General features: G+C 60.2%; 20 protein-coding genes and 1 pseudogene. 7 read left to right on the forward strand and 14 right to left on the reverse strand.

All coding sequences use genetic code 11. The annotated features are described in order from the left end of the window. From K0F86_RS16575 to K0F86_RS16585, 3 genes and pseudogenes are all read left to right on the forward strand, one after another. Positions 1-874 (forward strand): annotated as a pseudogene (locus tag K0F86_RS16575) (hypothetical protein); the annotation flags it as partial. Further along, the gene (locus tag K0F86_RS16580; protein WP_219135436.1) at positions 871-1,206 is read left to right on the forward strand and encodes a hypothetical protein; all 336 of its coding nucleotides are present in this window, start codon (positions 871-873) and stop codon (positions 1,204-1,206) included. The pseudogene K0F86_RS16575 and the gene K0F86_RS16580, both read left to right, overlap by 4 nt. A 5-nt stretch (positions 1,207-1,211) precedes the next feature. Next, entirely contained in the window at positions 1,212-2,321 is a 1,110-nt protein-coding gene (locus tag K0F86_RS16585) for an Arm DNA-binding domain-containing protein (RefSeq protein ID WP_257572197.1), read from the forward strand. Positions 2,322-2,509: 188 nt separating this feature from the next. Here the strand turns inward: K0F86_RS16585 and K0F86_RS16590 are convergent, their stop codons facing one another. Both K0F86_RS16590 and K0F86_RS16595 read right to left on the reverse strand, forming a co-directional pair. Then, positions 2,510-2,806, reverse strand: a complete 297-nt coding sequence (locus K0F86_RS16590) for an RnfH family protein (protein WP_219135438.1) — start codon at positions 2,804-2,806, stop codon at positions 2,510-2,512. Then, the gene (locus K0F86_RS16595) at positions 2,799-3,230 is read right to left on the reverse strand and encodes a type II toxin-antitoxin system RatA family toxin (RefSeq protein ID WP_071077738.1); all 432 of its coding nucleotides are present in this window, start codon (positions 3,228-3,230) and stop codon (positions 2,799-2,801) included. Before K0F86_RS16595 ends, K0F86_RS16590 begins: the two co-directional genes overlap by 8 nt. 93 nt (positions 3,231-3,323) lie before the next feature. Here K0F86_RS16595 and smpB point away from each other — a divergent pair, with 93 nt between their 5' ends. Further along, entirely contained in the window at positions 3,324-3,773 is a 450-nt protein-coding gene (gene smpB / locus K0F86_RS16600; protein WP_034752217.1) for an SsrA-binding protein SmpB, read from the forward strand. Between the two features lie 318 nt (positions 3,774-4,091). Here the strand turns inward: smpB and K0F86_RS16605 are convergent, their stop codons facing one another. The 5 genes from K0F86_RS16605 to ppsA all read right to left on the reverse strand — a co-directional run bounded on the left by K0F86_RS16605 (position 4,092) and on the right by ppsA (position 9,623). Beyond that, on the reverse strand, positions 4,092-4,400 hold the full coding sequence (locus K0F86_RS16605; protein ID WP_071077739.1) for an H-NS family nucleoid-associated regulatory protein: 309 nt from the start codon (positions 4,398-4,400) through the stop codon (positions 4,092-4,094). A 592-nt stretch (positions 4,401-4,992) separates the two neighbouring features. Next, the gene (locus tag K0F86_RS16610; RefSeq protein WP_219135439.1) at positions 4,993-5,937 is read right to left on the reverse strand and encodes an SPFH domain-containing protein; all 945 of its coding nucleotides are present in this window, start codon (positions 5,935-5,937) and stop codon (positions 4,993-4,995) included. 15 nt (positions 5,938-5,952) lie between these two features. Next, positions 5,953-6,369, reverse strand: a complete 417-nt coding sequence (locus K0F86_RS16615; protein WP_219135440.1) for an NfeD family protein — start codon at positions 6,367-6,369, stop codon at positions 5,953-5,955. Between the two features lie 177 nt (positions 6,370-6,546). After that, positions 6,547-7,044, reverse strand: coding sequence for a Dps family protein (locus tag K0F86_RS16620; RefSeq protein ID WP_219135441.1), 498 nt, complete (start codon positions 7,042-7,044; stop codon positions 6,547-6,549). 146 nt (positions 7,045-7,190) lie between these two features. Then, positions 7,191-9,623, reverse strand: coding sequence for a phosphoenolpyruvate synthase (gene ppsA / locus K0F86_RS16625; RefSeq protein WP_099764156.1), 2,433 nt, complete (start codon positions 9,621-9,623; stop codon positions 7,191-7,193). 152 nt (positions 9,624-9,775) lie between these two features. Here ppsA and K0F86_RS16630 point away from each other — a divergent pair, with 152 nt between their 5' ends. From K0F86_RS16630 to K0F86_RS16640, 3 genes are all read left to right on the forward strand, one after another. After that, positions 9,776-10,624 (forward strand): pyruvate, water dikinase regulatory protein, encoded by an 849-nt coding sequence (locus K0F86_RS16630; protein ID WP_100872735.1) that lies wholly within the window; start codon positions 9,776-9,778, stop codon positions 10,622-10,624. Positions 10,625-11,177: 553 nt separating this feature from the next. Beyond that, positions 11,178-11,489, forward strand: coding sequence for a DUF4136 domain-containing protein (locus K0F86_RS16635; RefSeq protein ID WP_219135442.1), 312 nt, complete (start codon positions 11,178-11,180; stop codon positions 11,487-11,489). Between the two features lie 60 nt (positions 11,490-11,549). Further along, positions 11,550-12,101 (forward strand): hypothetical protein, encoded by a 552-nt coding sequence (locus K0F86_RS16640; RefSeq protein WP_219135443.1) that lies wholly within the window; start codon positions 11,550-11,552, stop codon positions 12,099-12,101. A 36-nt stretch (positions 12,102-12,137) separates the two neighbouring features. Here the strand turns inward: K0F86_RS16640 and K0F86_RS16645 are convergent, their stop codons facing one another. The 7 genes from K0F86_RS16645 to lpxD are packed head-to-tail and all read right to left on the reverse strand — an operon-like array spanning position 12,138 to position 18,306. Next, complete coding sequence (locus tag K0F86_RS16645) at positions 12,138-13,334, reverse strand: aminotransferase class V-fold PLP-dependent enzyme (RefSeq protein ID WP_219135444.1); 1,197 nt, start codon at positions 13,332-13,334, stop codon at positions 12,138-12,140. An 11-nt stretch (positions 13,335-13,345) separates the two neighbouring features. Then, complete coding sequence (locus tag K0F86_RS16650) at positions 13,346-14,131, reverse strand: RNA methyltransferase (protein WP_219135445.1); 786 nt, start codon at positions 14,129-14,131, stop codon at positions 13,346-13,348. Beyond that, positions 14,128-14,766: a ribonuclease HII gene (rnhB, locus tag K0F86_RS16655; protein WP_219135446.1), complete on the reverse strand. Its 639-nt coding sequence runs from the start codon at positions 14,764-14,766 to the stop codon at positions 14,128-14,130. Before rnhB ends, K0F86_RS16650 begins: the two co-directional genes overlap by 4 nt. A 43-nt stretch (positions 14,767-14,809) precedes the next feature. After that, a complete protein-coding gene (gene lpxB, locus K0F86_RS16660) occupies positions 14,810-15,985 on the reverse strand; it encodes a lipid-A-disaccharide synthase (protein ID WP_219135447.1) in 1,176 nt (391 codons plus the stop codon). Next, complete coding sequence (lpxA, locus tag K0F86_RS16665; RefSeq protein ID WP_219135448.1) at positions 15,969-16,760, reverse strand: acyl-ACP--UDP-N-acetylglucosamine O-acyltransferase; 792 nt, start codon at positions 16,758-16,760, stop codon at positions 15,969-15,971. Before lpxA ends, lpxB begins: the two co-directional genes overlap by 17 nt. Next, positions 16,760-17,254, reverse strand: a complete 495-nt coding sequence (gene fabZ / locus K0F86_RS16670) for a 3-hydroxyacyl-ACP dehydratase FabZ (protein ID WP_071077748.1) — start codon at positions 17,252-17,254, stop codon at positions 16,760-16,762. Before fabZ ends, lpxA begins: the two co-directional genes overlap by 1 nt. After that, entirely contained in the window at positions 17,251-18,306 is a 1,056-nt protein-coding gene (gene lpxD / locus K0F86_RS16675) for a UDP-3-O-(3-hydroxymyristoyl)glucosamine N-acyltransferase (RefSeq protein ID WP_219135449.1), read from the reverse strand. The genes fabZ and lpxD overlap by 4 nt, the downstream gene beginning before the upstream one ends. Positions 18,307-18,321: the final 15 nt, after the last annotated feature.

Here is an 18,321-nt window from a genome sequence, read left to right on the forward strand (position 1 = left end):
CGATGGCCTGGCCGTTCCGGGCATGGCTGCCCCGTCGGCGCAGCCCACCGCCGTACCGGATGGTTGGAAGTTGGTGCCGGTCGAGCCAAATGACGCGATGCAAACCGCTGGCGCGCAGGCGGTACGTATCGACACCACAGCCATCAATAAAATCTGGACTGGCAATGCAGTATTTCGGGCCATGATCGCCGCAGCGCCCGCCGCCCGAGCAGCGCAGGGCGATGCCAAAGGCACCTGCGCCGAAATGCGCGCCTTGTGCAGCGCCTGCGGCGGAACTGGCGACGTGCATGGGCTGGACGGCGAGTGGCGTGGCCAATGCACTTGCGTCCATGCATGGCAGCAGCGCGCCGAGAAAGCCGAAGCCGATTTGAAGCAGGTCAACGAATGGCGGGCAGCGGCCCTGACCGAAAGCCAGACATTGGGTGAACTGTGGTCCAGCAAGGTGGAGCAAGCCGAAGCCCGCGTGAAGGAGCTGCAGGCCGAGCTCGATATCGAGCTGGAGCGCGCATACGACCGCCTTCTTGCCGCCCGCACCAACAAGCAGGCCGACCGCCAGGCACTTCAAGCCGACGGGAGGCACCCGGCGCCATGCGCGCGCGATTGCGAGGCGCCGGCATTCAAGAACCAGGTGCGGGAGCGCGATGCTCGCATTGCGCAGCTGGAAGCCCGGCTCGTGCGTCGCCGCGCCCCGCTCTCGCCCGAGGCGCAGCAAGCCATCGCGGCAGCGCGCGCCGCCGGCCAGAGCATTGCGGGAACGCCGGGCGGCCTGGTCTTCTTGAACAGCGGCGCCGAACCAGGCAGCGGCGAACTGGACTGCCCCGCTTGCGGTGGTAGCGGGCATGCCGGCGACTTGCCGGCCGGGAGCACGCCATGAACATGAGCGAGCACGACATGGTGGCCAAGCTGGTCGAAACCATAGAGCGAAATGCGCGCGCAGCGGCTGCCAAGGCAGAGGCAGAGCGCCAGCCTCTGGCCTGGGTGAAGCTGGAGCGCTACGTCGAAATATCAGGAGATTCCGTCGATTCCGTGCAGGCCCGTCGCAAGGCGGGCAAGTGGCTCGATGGCAATCAATGCAAAATTGTGGATGGTCGGCTGTGGATCAACTTGCCGGCAGTAGAAGAATGGGTAGCAAAATGGGAACAAACAAGTCCAGCCCGCCAGGCGTCGAACTCCGGTCCGGCGTCCAAAGCGAATCGATCCGCATAAAGTTCATGTACCGAGGAACTGAGTGCCGGGAAACGTTGAAGCTCGCACACAGCAAGGCAAACATCAAGTACGCCGAGCGCCTGCGCGGCGAGATCCTGAACGCCATTGCGCTGGGCAATTTCAGCTATGCCAAGTATTTCCCCGAATCGACGCAGTTGAAGAAGTTCGGCTTGCAACCTCGGGGCAAGGATGTAACCGTTGGCGACCTGCTTAAACAGCAATTCGAGATCTACGAGCGCATCCTCGCGCCCAGCACGTTGAAAAGCTACAAGCGCGTGCTCAACAAAATACTGATGGGGCAATGGGGCGATACCCTGCTCACCGAGCTTACGCCGGCCGCGCTGCGCACGTGGATCGTCGATCTTTCGCTGAAAGCAACCTCTGTCCGACAAATTCTCATTCCGCTGCGCGGCGCGCTGGAACTGGCGATAAACGACGACCTGATTGATAGCAACCCGCTCGACCGGGTGAAATTGCAAAAAACGTTGGACCGCGATGCCTACAAGGCTGAATACGAAGTTGATCCTTTTTCCGCTCAGGAGATTGCGGCCATCCTCGATGCTGCCCAAGGCCAGGCCCGCAATGTCTTTCAGTTTGCCTTCTACACAGGCATGCGCCCGAGTGAATACATCGCGCTGCGCTGGGAATCGATCGATTGGGCCGGATTCAAGGCGAAGGTTGAGCGCTCGCGCGTGATGGGCGAGTCGCGAGAGGAGCTGAAGACGCGCGCCGGGCGCCGCTTGGTCGACCTGCGGCGCGGCGCTGTCGCGGCGCTGGTTGCACAGAAACAACATAGCTTCCTTGCTGGTGGCCTGGTGTTCCTTGATCCGGCCACCGGCCAGGGCTGGGACAACACGCAGCGCCTGAGCCTCTTCTGGGCGGCAATGATCAAGAAGGCTCAGGTTCGCTACCGAAATCCGTATCAAACGAGGCACACATTCGCGTCGACGTTGCTATCGACGGGCGCCAACGCAATGTACGTGGCAAAGCAAATGGGGCATACCGATACGACCATGATCACCCGAACGTATGGCCGCTGGGTTGAGCAGGAAGGTGGCGTGTTGCCTGATCAGTATTGCAAAATGACTGATGGGCTAAAGGCAGGGGCAGCTTAGTATTTTCGCCCACGTTTCGCCCATTCAAACGGCAAAACGACTGGAACCCGCATGGATGCTTGCTTGTGGTGGTTAAAAGCAAGTTATACAGAAAAAAGTGCCCTCCGTCCTTGCAGCATAGAAAAGATATTTGGGAATAGCAAAAAATGAAGCTCGCCAGGCAGCGGTCACGCCGCCGCCCTGCCCGCTCAACCCTTCGCAGGCTTGCCGCTGGCACGCCGTCGGCGCGCCTCTTTCGGGTCGGCCTGCAAGGGGCGATACACTTCCACCCGGTCATGCTGGTGCAATACGGCATCGAGCGGCTTTCTCTTGCCATGGATACCCACCATATTGATGGCCAGGTCGATGCCAGGGACAGCCTGCAGCAAGCCGCTCTGCGCCACCGCCTGCTCGATGGTGGTGCCTGCAGGCACGCTCAGGGAACGCAGGAAGCTGCTATCCGGCAAGGCGTAGCAAACTTGCACCTCGATGGCGGCCTCAGCCATAGACGGTCTCCGCGCGCTTGCAGAAGGAATCGACCATGCTGTTGGCGATCATGCCGAAGACGGGGCCGATGATCTGTTCGAGCACGCGGCTGGAAAACTCGTAGTGCAGGTCCAGTTCGATTTTGCAGGCATCTTCACGCAGGGCCTTGAAGGTCCACACGCCATCGAGGGTCTTGAAAGGACCGTCCACCAGCTTCATCTTGATGGAGGTTGGCGGCACGTTCTCGTTGGACGTGGTGAAGCTTTGGCGCACGCCGTGGTAATGTATGCCCACGCTGGCGACAACCGTGTTCTCGCCCCGTTCGCGAACCTCGACCGCACCGCACCAGGGCAGGAATTTGGGATAATCCTCCACCGCCGCCACCAGCGCGAACATTTGTTCGGCGCTATAGCCGAGAAAAACTGATTTATGTACTACTGCCATTGAAGAACCATTTGCTATGATGTTGGATACATTTGATTTGATCGCGCTTGCGCGAGACAGTAGTTTAACCGACCCGCGCACATTTACCATCTCATGACCATAGCAGACAACAGAAAAGCCTTCCACGACTACTTTATCGAGGATCGCTACGAAGCCGGCATCGTGCTGGAAGGCTGGGAAGTCAAAGCCATCCGCGACGCCCGCGTACAAATCAAGGAAGCCTACGTCGTCGTCCGCGGCGATGAGCTCTTCCTGTTCGGCGCGCATATCAGCGCCCTGCCGACCGCCTCCACCCATATCCACCCGGAAGCCGTACGCACGCGCAAGCTGCTGCTGCACCGTACGGAAATGGATAAACTGATCGGCAAGGTGGAACGCTCCGGCTATACGCTGGTGCCGCTCAACCTGCATTACAAGGGCGGCCGCGTAAAATGCGAAATCGGCCTGGCCAAGGGCAAGAAGCAGCACGACAAGCGGGCAGCCGAGCGCGACCGCGACGGCGCGCGTGAAGTGCAGGCGGCGATGAAGTCGCACCGCCGCTGATCCGGCACCACGCGCAGCGTGCTGCGCCGACACCCTCAAGCCCGGCTATATGCCGGGTTTTATTTTGCCACTATCTGCGGCAAACGAAAAAAAAGCGCGGCGTGGCAGGATTAAAACAGGGAGGGAATGAGATAAGGCGGGAAAAAAGACTGGCATTGATAAAAATACCATGGAGATAAGCCGAGGTAAATCAGCTTGACCGAGCTGGCCAACGAGAGAGAATCAACAAAGTTCCGGATGCTTGCATGCTGCCTTGTACTACACCTGTACCACTCCACAGGACAAGCATCCGAATGAACGGTTTTTAAACCTTCAGGATTACACCTTCAGCAGATCGCGCGACTTACCCGAATCGGTCCACTCTTTGACCCATTTCGGTTGACGGCCACGGCCAGTCCATTGCTGCGTCGCATCATCCGGATTGCGATAGCGCACAGCGACCGTACCCGTTTTAGCGCGAATCCCTGTACCAACCAGATCTTTTACGGAAACGCCGACGCTCTGGGCAATCGCCAGGATTTGCTCGCGTGCTTTGGACAGATCATCCTGTTCGCGCTTCTTCATTTGCTTCTTGATGTCGTCCTGCAAGGTGCGCAGTTCGGACAGGGATAAGTTCGACAGATCCATGATATTTCCTTGTGTGAGTTGAAAAATATAACTGAACAGTTAGATTCTATCCAATTGTAACGCGACTGAGGTGATTTTTCTTGAAATTTGATTGTTTTTTACAATTCTTTTACCAAAAAAACCTGCTTTCCGGGCTTTCAAATGATGCAAGTCTTCAATCATGGGAGCGCACATCGGCCATGAATGGCCCGCGCGATACCCCTGCTTTGTGCGGCTGCGATTCAATACAGCGCCATCGGCTGTATTTATTTTGCGGTACTTTCTGTTTCATTGCAATTTATAGCAATTGCAATTCAAAATATACATGGGTTCAATACTATCGCCAATCGTACATCGCCTGCAAACGCTATCCGGGATCCTGCGCGGCAGATGTTACGCCAATCAAAGAAATAAGCGCCGCATGACAGCACATAATCATCAAAGTGCGCATAGCATAGCATGAAGAAAAAAATTCAATGTAATTCATTCAGCCGCCGATACTCCGGCCTGCCGCCGCCACATATTCCCAGCCCATAAATGCAAACTGCCCGCTATACAGCGGGCAGTATTGATGAAACCTTGCTACTAGCTTGCTATTCACCCAGCCAGGTAATCAGGGGATAGTCACGCTGCCTTTCGGCTTCTGCGTTTTCACCACCTGCATCGCCGTGGCGATCAACCCGCTTATATCGCCCAGATTGGCCGGCACGATAATCGAGTTATTCGTTTTCGCCAATTGCGCGAACGCGCCCACATACTGTTCGGCCACTTTCAGATTGACGGCATCTTCACCACCCGGCTCGCGGATGGCGGCGCCCACCTGGCGCAGCGCCTCGGCACTGGCTTGCGCCAGCGCGACGATGGCCGTAGCCTGGCCTTCGGCGCGGTTGATCGACGCCTGCTTTTCGCCTTCCGAGCGGGCAATATTCGCTTCGCGCTCACCGCTGGCGATATTGATCTGCTCCTGCTTGCGCCCTTCCGAAGCGGCAATCAGTGCGCGCTTTTCGCGCTCGGCCGTAATCTGCGCCTGCATCGCATGCAGAATCTCCTTGGGCGGCGTCAAATCCTTGATTTCATAACGCAATACCTTGACCCCCCAATTCGCCGCCGATTCATCAATGGCATTCACGATGGCGGTATTGATATGGTCGCGTTCTTCAAATGTCTTGTCGAGTTCCATTTTACCGATCACCGAACGCAAGGTCGTTTGCGCCAGTTGCGTAATGGCGGCAATATAATTCGACGAGCCGTACGAAGCACGCATGGCATCGGTAATCTGAAAATACAGAATGCCATCGACCTGCAATTGCGTATTGTCACGCGTAATGCATACCTGCGGCGGCACGTCGAGCGGAATTTCCTTGAGCACGTGCTTGTAGGCGATACGGTCGACAAAAGGCACGACGATATTCAGGCCAGGGCCCAATACCGCGTGGAACTTGCCCAGGCGCTCCACCACCCAGGCATGCTGCTGCGGCACCACATTGACCGTCTTGAAGACAAATACCAATGCCAGCAATAACAAGATCAGCGACATGCTTCCGATGCTTACTTCCATAATCTACTCTCCAGGTTATCCAACAATCAAACGGCTGCCACGCACGGCACGGATGGTGTAATGACCTGCCTGCGTATCGCTGCCGGGAATCAGTTCCACATCCCACAAGGCGCCGCGGTACATCACGCGCGCCGCGCCATCGACCCAATGCGCGACCGCCACGCTTTGGCCGATATCGAGGTTCACATTCGGATCCTGCGCCGCATCGCGCCGCGCCGCCTTGCCAAAACGGCTGCGCCGCAATAACAGCGTGGCCGCCACGCCGACAATAGCCGCCGCCACGGCTTGCCAGCCGCCATTGCCGCCCGCCAGCGCCACCAATCCTCCGGCACTGATGCCGATGGCGATCATCAGCAAATAAAACGTGCCCGTAAACAGTTCCAGGATCAATACCGCGCCAGCCGCCACAAACCAGCCTACCCATTCAGCCATGATGCCTCCATCCTTGTGAACCCGAAAATAAAAAACCCCGCAGCCTATATAAGCGACGGGGTTTAATGCGCAGTACAGCCTGATATTCTTCTTGCCAAACACCTATATACAAGCAGTCTAACGCAATTCCTGATGGCGTCAATAGCCGGGGGCGAATTAGCGCCGCCGGCCTGGCAATTACTCTTCCAGCAGGCTGCGCAACATCCATGCCGTCTTTTCATGCACATCGAGGCGTTGCGTGATCAGGTCGGCCGTCGGCTGGTCATTGGCTTTTTCCAGCAGCGGGAACAAGCGGCGCGCCGTGCGCGCGGTCGCTTCCTGTGCCGATACCAGGTGGCTGACCATGTCCAGCGCCGGCGGCACGCCGTCGATTTCCTTGATCGAGGCCAGCTTGACGAATTCCTTGTAGGTGCCCGGCGCCGGATAGCCGAGGGCGCGGATGCGCTCGGCGATCAGATCCAGCGCGCCCCATTGCTCCGTATATTGCGTCATGAACATCAGGTGCAGGGTGTTGAACATCGGCCCCTTGACGTTCCAGTGGAAATTATGTGTCATCAGGTACAGGGTATAGCTGTCGGCCAGCAGGCCGGACAGGCCTTCCGCGATCTTCGCGCGGTCCGCCTCGGAAATGCCGATGTCGATCTTTGCAACTTTGCTCGGTTTCTTGCTTGCCATGAGAACTCCCGTTTCAATGTATTGGTGGAATCATTTTAGCTGATCTGGCGCAAGCCCATCGAATACTGCCGTGCGCCGCATGGCAGGCGTAAAAAAACCCGCTGCCAGGTGAGCGGCAGCGGGTTTTCAGAGGGCAATAAAGACGCTTACGCTTTCAGCGCGGCGAGCTTCTGCCAGGTGTCGATCACCGAGTCCGGATTCAGGGACATCGATTCGATGCCCTGCTCCATCAGCCAGACGGCGAAGTCAGGGTGATCCGAAGGACCCTGGCCGCAGATGCCGATGTACTTGCCACGCGCCAGGCAAGCCTTGATGGCCAGCGACAGCAGGGCTTTCACGGCTGGATCGCGTTCATCAAAGTCGGCGGCCAGCAATTCCATGCCGGAATCGCGGTCCAGGCCCAGGGTCAGTTGGGTCAGGTCGTTCGAACCGATCGAGAAGCCGTCGAAATGGTCGAGGAACTGGTCGGCCAGAATCGCGTTCGATGGCACTTCGCACATCATGATGACGCGCAAGTCGTTCTCGCCGCGCTTCAAGCCATTTTTCGCCAGCAGGTCGATGACTTTCTCGGCCTGGCCCAGGGTGCGCACGAATGGCACCATGATTTCCACGTTCGTCAGGCCCATGTCATTGCGCACGCGCTTCATCGCTTCGCATTCCATGTTGAACGCTTCGGAGAAATCGGCCGACAGGTAGCGCGCCGCGCCGCGGAAGCCCAGCATCGGGTTTTCCTCGTCCGGCTCGTAGCGCGAACCGCCGATCAGCTTCTTGTACTCGTTCGACTTGAAGTCGGACAGGCGCACGATGACTTTTTTCGGCCAGAATGCGGCAGCGATGGTGGCGATGCCTTCGGCCAGCTTGTCGATGTAAAACGCTTTCGGCGAAGCGTGGCCACGCGCCACCGATTCCACGGCCTTTTTCAGGTCGGCGTCGATGTTCGGGTATTCCAGGATCGCGCGCGGGTGCACACCGATATTGTTATTGATGATGAATTCCAGGCGCGCCAGGCCCACGCCCGCATTCGGCACGGACTGGAAGTCGAACGCCAGCTGCGGATTGCCCACGTTGAGCATGATCTTGGTGTCCAGCTTCGGCAATTCGCCACGCGACACTTCCGACACTTCCGTTTCCAGCAAGCCATCGTAGATCTTGCCTTCGTCGCCTTCGGAGCACACCACGGTGACAAAGGTGCCGTCTTTCAGCACGTCGGTGGCGTTGCCGCAGCCGACGACAGCAGGCACACCGAGTTCACGCGCAATAATTGCTGCGTGGCAAGTACGACCGCCACGGTTGGTGACGATGGCCGCAGCGCGCTTCATGACCGGCTCCCAGTTCGGGTCCGTCATGTCGGCAACGAGGACGTCGCCTGGCTGCACGCGCTCCATGTCGGCCGGATCGTGGATCACGCGCACGGGGCCGGCGCCGATCTTCTGGCCGATGGCGCGGCCGGACGTCAGCACGGTGCCCGTGCTTTTCAGCTTGAAGCGTTCCTGCACGTCCGTCGCCTTTTGCTGCGACTTGACGGTTTCAGGACGCGCTTGCAGGATGTACAGCTTGCCGTCGCGGCCATCCTTGCCCCACTCGATGTCCATCGGACGGCCGTAGTGGTTCTCGATGATGACGGCGTACTTTGCCAGTTCCACCACTTCGCTGTCGTTCAGCGAATAGCGGTTGCGCATTTCGACGGGCACGTCGACGGTCTTCACGGAACGGCCGGCTTTCGCTTCGTTCGTGAATTCCATTTTCAGCAGCTTGGAGCCGATATTGCGGCGGATCACAGGCGACTTGCCTTTTTCCAGCATCGGCTTGTGCACATAGAATTCGTCGGGATTGACGGCGCCCTGCACCACGGTCTCGCCCAGGCCATAGCTGGAGGTGACGAAGACCACGTCCTTGAAGCCCGATTCCGTGTCGATGGTGAACATCACGCCGGCCGCGCCCAAGTCGGAACGCACCATGCGCTGCACGCCGGCCGACAAGGCCACTTCCGCGTGCGTAAAGCCCTTGTGCACGCGGTACGAGATGGCACGGTCGTTGTACAGCGAGGCGAACACCTGTTTCATGGCGTCGAGCACGTTGTCGATGCCGACCACGTTCAGGAAGGTTTCTTGCTGACCAGCAAAAGACGCGTCCGGCAAGTCTTCCGCCGTGGCCGAGGAACGCACGGCAAACGACATTTCTGTGTCGGAATCGGCCACCAGCTTGGCGTAGAACTGGTCGATTTCAGCGGCCAGGCGTGGCTGGAACGGCGTTTCGACGATCCATTGACGGATCTCGGCGCCGGCTTGCGCCAGCGAGCGCACGTCATCGATGTTCAGCCCTTCGAGGCGCTGGGCGATGCGTTCGGCCAGCGGCAAGCCGCCGTTGGCGCTATACGACAGGAAATCGCGGAATGCCTGCGCCGTGGTGGCAAAGCCACCGGGCACGCGCACGCCGGCTTCCGCCAGCTGGCTGATCATTTCGCCCAGGGAGGCGTTCTTGCCGCCGACGGATTCGACATCCGTCATGCGCAAATGCTCGAACGAGGCAACATACACCGCGTCCTTGTCTTCCTGCTGTTGCGATACTGCGTTGGTCATAATGACACCCTTACTGATGATAGAAATCTTTACGCGCGGTGCACGGACAGTCTTCTTGTTATTCTTGGCGTCGTGCAGCACAATCATACCGTTGCAGCCATTTTACCTTGTGCGGCGCAAATTGACGACGCACAATCTTGATCCGAAAACCCATGACACAAGATCCACGCCCCCCCCTGCCCTCCGCGGCGCGCACCGTCTTCTTCGTTTCCGACGGCACCGGCATCACCGCCGAGACCTTCGGCCACTCGGTGCTGACGCAGTTCGATCTGCGTTTCCGCCAGATCCGCCTGCCCTTCATCGATACCATGGACAAGGCCTACGAGGCGGCGCGCAAGATCAACGAAGCCTTCGTCACCGATGGCCAGCGCCCGATCATTTTCTCCACCCTGGTGAAGAACGACCTGTCGGCCGTGATCCGCAAGTCCAGCGGCATGCACATGGACCTGATCCAGACCTTTGTCGCCCCGCTGGAGCAGGAGCTGGGCGTGATGTCGACCCATACCATCGGGCGCTCGCACAATATCGTCGACAGCGAAGAATACAAAAATCGCATCGAGGCGATCAACTATTCGCTGGCGCACGACGATGGCCAGTCGCACAAGAACCTGTCCTCGGCCGATGTCATTCTGGTGGGTGTTTCGCGCTCTGGCAAGACCCCGACCAGCCTGTACCTGGCCATGCAATACGGCATCAAGGCAGCCAATTATCCGCTGATTCCCGACGATTTCGAGCGCGACAAGCTGCCATCGGCCCTGCTGGAATTTAAGAATAAAATTTTTGGATTAAGCATTACGCCCGAACGTTTGTCGGAAATACGCAACGAAAGACGCGCCGGAAGCAAGTATGCGGCCATCGAAAATTGCCGTTACGAGGTCAACGAGGCGGAAAAAATGATGAAACGCGAAGGTATCCGCTGGCTCTCCTCGACCACCAAGTCGATCGAAGAGATCTCCACGACGATCCTGCAAGAAATCAAGCCGAACCGCCGCGAGTATTGACACAGAAAGGTCCGCCGCGTAGCGCAGGCATCACGTCGAAAGCAAGGTATCTGCAATAAAACGTGAGGGGCCCAGGCTATCGCATGTTGAAGTGGCACTGCCGCTGGCCGAGGTCTTGCCAGTGGCTTGCTCTTAAAATATCTTTCGCGCTTTCCACGACCTTACTCTCTGCTGCAGTCATCCCCGACTGGCCAGTGATCAAAAACTCCCTTTCGATGTCCCTGACCAAACTGCGGTGATCCGGCGTGGCCGATAGCAGGCCAGGTCGCAGCTGGCTGAAAACTCAATCTTTACACTTTCTTATTTATCATAAATGCATTATTATTTTATTTCTTAAAAGCAAATAAGAGTTCTCCACCGCGCGGACATTATTTTTGCTCGATCGCGTTACCACCAAGGCCATCATAGTATGTTTAAACGTAATACCCTTTCCGTTTTTGCGTCAAGCTGCACTATATTGGCGGCCCTGTCACTGACCGGCTGCGCTATCAATAAAGCCACCAGCTCGCTCAGTCCGGGAACCGATCTGAACAGCATCAAAAGCGTCTACGTGGTGAAGTTGCCGCAAGACGGGCGCCATATCGACAAGATCATCAAGGCTAATCTGGAAAAGCGCGGCTATGTGGTGACCAACGGTCCTGTATTGGCGGGACCGTACAACGCCGATGTCGCCGTCACGTACGCCGACAAGTGGGTGTGGGATATCACCATGTACATGGTGGAACTGAGCGTCAACTTGCGCGATCCGAAAACCGGCTTCCCGCTTGCCACTGGCAATTCCTTCCATACCTCGATGGCGCGCAAGTCGCCCGACGAAATGGTCGATGAAGTGCTGAACAATATTTTTTCCGCCTCGCCGCAGTAAATCCTGCGGTTTGCTGCCTGCGGCAAACCGCGCCGTGTTCACTCATCCACGACCCATATCATGAAAAAAATTCTGCCATTCCATGCAGCGCGCCTGCTCGCCATCCCTGTCGTTGCCACTCTGCTGGCACTGGGCGGTTGCGCATCACCCGTCACCTATCAGGCAATGGTGCCGGTGACACTGAAAGTAAGCCAGCAACACCCACAATCGGTGTCAGTGGCGGCGCTCGGCGGCAGCGGCACCGACACCCTGGGTAAATCGCAGATCGACAACGCGGAACTGGCGAAAGCGGTCACCGAAGCGATCAACCAGACCAAGACCTTTTCGCGCGTGGTGCCCGGCAAGGGCGGCGACTACCTGCTGACCGTCAACATCGTCAACGTCGTCCAGCCCAATTTCGGCTTTTCCTTTACTGTAGGCCTGGAAATGGGCTGGACACTGATACGCGCCAGCGACAGCGGCAAGGTATGGCAGGAAGCCATCAAGTCGGAATACACGGCCAGCGCCACCGACGCCTTCGCAGGAACCACACGCCTGCGCCTGGCGACGGAAGGTGCGGCACGTAACAATGTCGAGCAGGGCCTGCGCAAAATCGCTGAGCTGAAACTGTAAGTCACCGCACAGCCGGCTTTCCTGGCGGACCTGCCGCTATGCCTCGTTGCCCAGCACCTCCAGCGCCGCCACCAGCCGGTCCAGCTCTGCAGTGGTGGTGGTGACGGCCACCGTGGCGCGTACGATATCGGTGTCGCCGATATTGCGTTCCACCGTGAAGATGCCAAAGCGCTGCAGCAAGGCCTGCTGCAGCGCGCGCGCGTCCATGCCGTCGATGGCGAACGCCACCAGCGCCGTGCCGCGCACCGCATCCAGTGGCGACAAGATTCGCACGCCGGGCAGCTGCGCCACCCGTTCGACCCAGTAATTGCGCAGCCAGGCCAGGCGTTCGTTCTTGGCTGGCGTGCCACCCAGGCGCTCATGAAAGTCGAGCGCGGCGGGTGCGGCCAGGATGGCGCTGATCGGCGGCATGCCCATGTGCAGACGACAGCGGATATCGTCCAATGGATAATCGTCGTCGCCAAAATGCGGCTCGATCTTGTGCAGCTGCGCGGCGCGGATATACACAAAGCCCAGCCCCGGCGGAGCACCCAGCCATTTATGTAAATTAAAACCGGCAAAATCGACATCCATCGCGCGCACATCGAGCGCCACCTGCCCCAAGGCATGGGCGCTGTCGAGCACGATATCGATGCCGTGTTCGCGCGCCAGCGCAATCAAGGCGCGCAGCGGCAACTGCTGGCCATTGGCCGGCGTCACCTGCGACAGCAACAGCAGTTTCGGCCTGACGGCCTGGCGCATGGCTTGCGCGTAACAGGCGATGATCTCGTCATCGCCGATGGGCAAGCGCAATGTGACTTGCGTGCTGGTGACGCCACGGCCCTGCGCCAGCCAGCGCATGGCCGTGCGCGTGGCCGGATAATCGAGATTACTCCACAGCACGGTATCGCCGGGCGCCAGGCCCTGGTACTGCGTGATCAGCACCTGCATGGACTCGGTGCCGCTGCGCGTCAGCAGGATCTCGTGCGGTTCGGCATGGATCAGCGCGGCGAGGCGCTGGCGCAGAATGTCCACATGCGTGCGCGTGAATTCGCCGCGCACGAATGGACTCAGCTGTTCATTGGTGTAGCGCACGGCCTGCTCGAAGGCGGCTTGCACGGGCGACGCCATGGCGCCGAAATAGCCGTGTTCCAGATTGACGATGGCGTCCGGCGGCGCGGGATAAAACGCGGCCACCTGGCGCCACCAGGCTTCGTCACGTGCGGCACCGTCGGCGAGCACAGGAAAAGACATCGCGACCCTGTTCAGGCCTGGCCCTGGCGCAGCTGCTCGAAGAAGCAGACGGCGGCGCAGGCGGCCACGTTCAGCGATTCGATCTGCCCCAGGTGCGGAATGACCACCTGGTGCGTCGCCATCGACAGCAGGTCGTCGGCCACGCCCTGCCCTTCATGGCCGAACAGCCAGGCGACGGGCTGGCGCAGGTCGACGTCGTACAGCTGCTTCGTGGCGTAGCCGCTGGTGGCGAGTGTCGCCACCTTCGCGTCGGCGACCAGTGCCGCCAGATCGACGTTTTCAAAGATGTCGAGCACGAAGTGCGCGCCCATCGCCGCGCGCAGCACCTTCGGCGACCAGCAGAAGGCCGTGCCGGCGCTGCAGTACACCTGCGTGATGCCGGCTGCCGCCGCGCTGCGCAGGATGGAGCCGACATTGCCCGGGTCTTGCAGGTTATCGAGCAGCACGGCCGATACGCTCAGGGGCTGCGTGACGGCCCGTTCCGGCGTCTCGATGAGGAACATCACGCCCACGCCGTGTTCGACCTGGCTCACCGCGTGGTACAGCGCATCGGGCAAGCCCAGTACGTGCGCGCGCTGGCTTTCCAGCTGGCCGACGATCTCCATCACTTCCGGATTGCGCAAGGCGCCTTCGCTGACGATGCACTGCTCCGGCATGCCGCGCAGCTGCAGATACGACTGGCACAGATGCACGCCGTCGAGCAGAGTGCGGCCGGACTTGCGGCGCGCCTGCGAACTGCCCGCCAGTTTCAACAGCTCCTTGTATTGCGCGTTGTCGCGCGAGGTAATCGTCTTCATGCCACCACCTCTTGCGCGCCAAACAGGGCGATCACATTGCGCACGGGCGCGAACGAGCGGCGGTGCACGGGCGAGGCGCCGTGCAGGTGCAGGCGCTCCAGGTGCAGCTTGGTGCCATAGCCCTTGTGCTGGTCGAAGCAGTACTCGGGATAGGCCGCGTGCAGGTGCACCAGGGCCGCGTCGCGCGCCGTCTTGGCCAGGATCGAGGCGGCCGAAATCGAATCGACCTTGTCGTCGCCACCGATGATGGCCATGCCGCGGATCGGCATCACGGGGCAGCGGTTGCCGTCGATCAGGGCCAGGGTCGGCACGGTACTCAACGCCTCGACGGCGCGGCGCATGGCCAGCATCGATGCCTGCAGAATATTCAGGCGGTCGATTTCCTCTTCCGACGCTTCGGCGATGGCCCAGGCCAGGGCCTTGGCCTTGATTTGCGGCGCCAGCAGGTCGCGCTTGGCTTCGCTGAGTTTTTTCGAGTCGCGCAAGCCGTCGATAGGCTGGCTCGGGTCGAGGATCACGGCGGCGGCGAAGACGGGGCCGGCCAGCGGACCGCGGCCTGCCTCGTCGACGCCGCAGATGATTTCATCGAGCGAGAATGGCAAGTCGTCAAACAGGCCGGGATAGATATTTTTCACGTTGAATCTTTGGTTGGTAATGCGCTTGGAGCGGTGATTGGAGTTACTTGCGGTTGGCGGCGATGACTTGCATGACGGCGTTGGCGCTCTCGCGCGCGCTGTCGCGCAGCAGGCTGTGGTGCATGTCCGTGAAGCGCTGCACCAGGCGCAAACGGCCCGGCACGTCGCTGAGCTGCTGCCACATGGCCTCGGCCAGCGCTTCCGGGCTGGCCGCGTTTTGCAGCAGCTCGGGCACCAGGTAGTCGCGCGCCAGGATGTTGGGCAGCCCAATCCACGGCTGGTAGCCCATGTGGCGCATGATTTCCCACGAGGCGCGCATCATCTTGTAGGCGATGACCATGGGCTTCTTGTACAGCGCCACTTCCAGCGAGGCCGTACCGGACGCCACCAGCACCGCATCGGCGGCGCAGATGGCCGTATGCGAGCCGCCGTCGGTGAGCAATATCTCGACGTCCTGCAGGCCAGCTTCACGTACCAGTTGCAGGAAGTACTGGCGCTGCTTCTCGCCGGCCATGGGCGCGACGAAACGCAGGGAGCGGTCGCGCGCAAGCAGCAGCTTGCAGGCGCCGACAAAGGCCACCGCATTGTATTTGAGTTCACCCATGCGGCTGCCCGGCATCAGGGTCACGACATTCGCGTCTTGCGGCAAGCCGAGGGTGCGGCGCGCGGCCGCTTCGTCGGGCTGCAACGGAATCATCTCGGCCAGCGGATGGCCGACATAGGTGACGGGCACGCCCGCCTTGCGGTAGATTTCTTCCTCGAACGGGAAGATCACCAGCATGTGCGAGACGGCCTTGATGATTTTCTTGATGCGGCCACCGCGCCAGGCCCAGATCTGCGGCCCGATGTAGTGCACGGTGGGGATGCCGCCTTCCTTGAGCTGCTGCTCCAGCCCCAGGTTGAAACCGGGATAGTCGGCGCCGATGAAAACGGCGGGACGCTCCGCCAGCAGCTGGTCGCGCAGCGCGTTCTGGATGCCCTTGATTTCGCGGTAGCGGGGAATGATCTCGAACAGGCCGCGCACGGTCAGCTTGTCGAGCGGCCAGTCGGACACAAAACCCTGCCTGGCCATGTGCTCGCCGCCGATGCCGTGGAAGCGCGCGCCGGGCAGCTGCGGCACCAGGCCGGACAGCAGCCGGCTGGCCAGCAGGTCGCCCGACACCTCGCCGGCGACGATGGCGACCGACAGGCCGCTGGCCTGGTCAGCGGACGATGCCACGCGAGGCCACGCCAAGGAATTCGCGCATGGCGCGAATGTGCTGCGCCACCTCGGGCGACGAGGCCTGCTCTTCTTCGAACAGGGCCGCCTTGGATTCTTCCAGGGTCAGTCCCGCGCGGTAGATGAGTTTATACGCGGTGCGGATGCCGTTGATCTGCTCGCGCGTAAAGCCGCGGCGCTTCAAGCCCTCGATATTGACGCCATGCGCCTGCGCCGGATTGCCGTTCAGGAGCACGAACGGCGGCACGTCCTGCGTCAGGCTGGTGCTCATGCCGACAAAGGCGTGCGCGCCGATCTTGCAGAACTGGTGCACATTGGCGAAACCGCTCATGATGACCCAGTCGCCGATCTCCACGTGGCCCGCCAGCTGGGCGTTGTTCGAGAAAATCGTGTTGTTGCCCACCAGGCAGTCGTGCGCCAGGTGCACATACGCCGAGATCCAGTTGTCATTGCCCAGGCGCGTCACGCCGCCACCTTGCACGGTGCCCGTGTTGAAGGTGCAGAATTCGCGGATGGTGTTGCGGTCGCCGATGTCCAGGCGCGTCGCCTCGCCCGCCCATTTTTTATCCTGCGGCTGCGCGCCGATGGAAGAAAACTGGAACAGGTGGTTGTCGCTGCCGATCGTCGTGTGGCCGTCGATGACCACGTGCGGGCCAACTTTGGTGCCGGCACCGATGCGCACGTGCGGACCGATGATGGTGTACGGACCCACTTCGACCGAGCTGTCGAGCTCAGCCTTCGGATCGATGACTGCCGTGGAGTGGATCGCCGCCATCACTGCCCCGCTGGTTGGCTCGCAGACTGGCTCGCATCCTGCGCGCTACGGATGGTGCACATCAATTCCGCTTCCAGCGCCACTTTGCCGTCGACCGAGCCGACCGCCTTGTATTTCCAGATGCCGCGCGAGACGCGCAGGATTTCCACGTCCATCTTCAGCTGGTCGCCCGGTTCGACAGGACGCTTGAAACGCGCATTGTCGATGCCGACAAAGTACACCACCGAGTTCTCATCCGGTTTCACGCCCATCGACAGAAACGACAGCAAGGCCGCCGTTTGCGCCAGCGCTTCGATCATCAGCACGCCGGGCATGACCGGCTTGTGCGGGAAATGGCCCTGGAAGAACTCTTCATTGACCGTCACGTTCTTGATGGCGGTGATGGTTTTGTTCGCTTCCCAGTCCAGCACGCGGTCAACCAGCAGCAGCGGATAGCGGTGCGGCAGCAGCGATTTGATGGCGAGGATGTCGAGGGTCTTTTTTTCAGTAGTCATTTTTCGTCTTGCGTGGTCAGTGTTTTAATTGTTTTTTCAAGCGTGCGTATCTTCTCGCGCATGCTTGACAGGTTGCGCACGATGGCGGCGCTCTTTTCCCAGTCGGCATTCTTGGCCAGCGGATAAAACCCCGTGTACTGGCCCGCTTCCGCGATCGAGCGCGAGACCATGCTGCCCGAGCCGACATGGACGCGGTCGGCGATCGTCAAATGGCCGAGCACCATGGCGGCGCCGCCAAAGGTGCAGTACTTGCCGATGACGGCGCTGCCGGCCACGCCGACGCAGCCGGCCATGGCCGTATGCGCGCCGATATGGCAGTTGTGGCCGATCTGGATCTGGTTGTCGAGCTTGACGCCATCTTCGATGATGGTGTCGGCCAGTGCGCCGCGGTCGATGGTGGTATTGGCGCCGATATCGACATCGTCACCGATCACCACCCTGCCCGTCTGCGGAATCTTGATGTAGACGCCGCCTTCGTTGGCGAAGCCGAATCCGTCGGTGCCGATCACGGCGCCGGAATGGATGATGCCGCGCTGGCCGATCACGCAACGCGCATGGAAGGTCACGTTGGCGAGCAATTGCGTGCCCGCGCCAATGACGGCATCGCGCCCCACCACGCAGCCGGGACCGATGACGCAGCCGGCACCGATCACGGCGCCCGCCTCGATCACCGCGTGCACGCCGACGGAGGCGCTGGCATCGACCTGCGCGCTGGCATCGACAAAGGCGGCCGGATGGATGCCGATCGGCGCCTTGATCTCGTGCAGGGCGGCGAAATACTGCGCCGCGCGCGCGAAATACACATAGGGATTCGGTGTGACGATGCGCGCGCCGGTGTATTCAACGCCGATCAGCGCGTCGTCGGCCGGCGTGAGTATCAGCGCCGCAGCGCCGCTCTGGGCGGCCTGCGCGCGGAATTTGCTATTGCTGAGAAAGCTGATGTGCGAAGCGCCGGCGTCGGCCAGCGGCGCGATCCCTGTGACTTCCAGGTTGGGATCGCCCGCCAATTGACCACCGAAGCGTTCGACCAAGTCTCCTAGTCGAGTGCCCATCTTGATAACCCTTAT

The organism is Janthinobacterium sp. UMAB-60, from assembly GCF_900095235.1.
Lineage (GTDB): Bacteria > Pseudomonadota > Gammaproteobacteria > Burkholderiales > Burkholderiaceae_D > Janthinobacterium.

Coding starts and splice junctions, on each gene's coding strand:
- K0F86_RS16640 (WP_219135443.1), top strand. CDS start 11,550: ATGAAAAAAATTCTGCCATTCCATGCAGCGCGCCTGCTCGCCATCCCT.
- K0F86_RS16610 (WP_219135439.1), bottom strand. CDS start 5,937: ATGGAAGTAAGCATCGGAAGCATGTCGCTGATCTTGTTATTGCTGGCA.
- K0F86_RS16595 (WP_071077738.1), bottom strand. CDS start 3,230: ATGGCAGTAGTACATAAATCAGTTTTTCTCGGCTATAGCGCCGAACAA.
- K0F86_RS16590 (WP_219135438.1), bottom strand. CDS start 2,806: ATGGCTGAGGCCGCCATCGAGGTGCAAGTTTGCTACGCCTTGCCGGAT.
- K0F86_RS16585 (WP_257572197.1), top strand. CDS start 1,212: ATGTACCGAGGAACTGAGTGCCGGGAAACGTTGAAGCTCGCACACAGC.
- smpB (WP_034752217.1), top strand. CDS start 3,324: ATGACCATAGCAGACAACAGAAAAGCCTTCCACGACTACTTTATCGAG.
- fabZ (WP_071077748.1), bottom strand. CDS start 17,254: ATGACTACTGAAAAAAAGACCCTCGACATCCTCGCCATCAAATCGCTG.
- K0F86_RS16620 (WP_219135441.1), bottom strand. CDS start 7,044: ATGGCAAGCAAGAAACCGAGCAAAGTTGCAAAGATCGACATCGGCATT.
- K0F86_RS16645 (WP_219135444.1), bottom strand. CDS start 13,334: ATGTCTTTTCCTGTGCTCGCCGACGGTGCCGCACGTGACGAAGCCTGG.
- lpxA (WP_219135448.1), bottom strand. CDS start 16,760: ATGGCGGCGATCCACTCCACGGCAGTCATCGATCCGAAGGCTGAGCTC.
- K0F86_RS16605 (WP_071077739.1), bottom strand. CDS start 4,400: ATGGATCTGTCGAACTTATCCCTGTCCGAACTGCGCACCTTGCAGGAC.
- K0F86_RS16650 (WP_219135445.1), bottom strand. CDS start 14,131: ATGAAGACGATTACCTCGCGCGACAACGCGCAATACAAGGAGCTGTTG.
- K0F86_RS16630 (WP_100872735.1), top strand. CDS start 9,776: ATGACACAAGATCCACGCCCCCCCCTGCCCTCCGCGGCGCGCACCGTC.
- K0F86_RS16615 (WP_219135440.1), bottom strand. CDS start 6,369: ATGGCTGAATGGGTAGGCTGGTTTGTGGCGGCTGGCGCGGTATTGATC.
- lpxD (WP_219135449.1), bottom strand. CDS start 18,306: ATGGGCACTCGACTAGGAGACTTGGTCGAACGCTTCGGTGGTCAATTG.
- K0F86_RS16580 (WP_219135436.1), top strand. CDS start 871: ATGAACATGAGCGAGCACGACATGGTGGCCAAGCTGGTCGAAACCATA.
- ppsA (WP_099764156.1), bottom strand. CDS start 9,623: ATGACCAACGCAGTATCGCAACAGCAGGAAGACAAGGACGCGGTGTAT.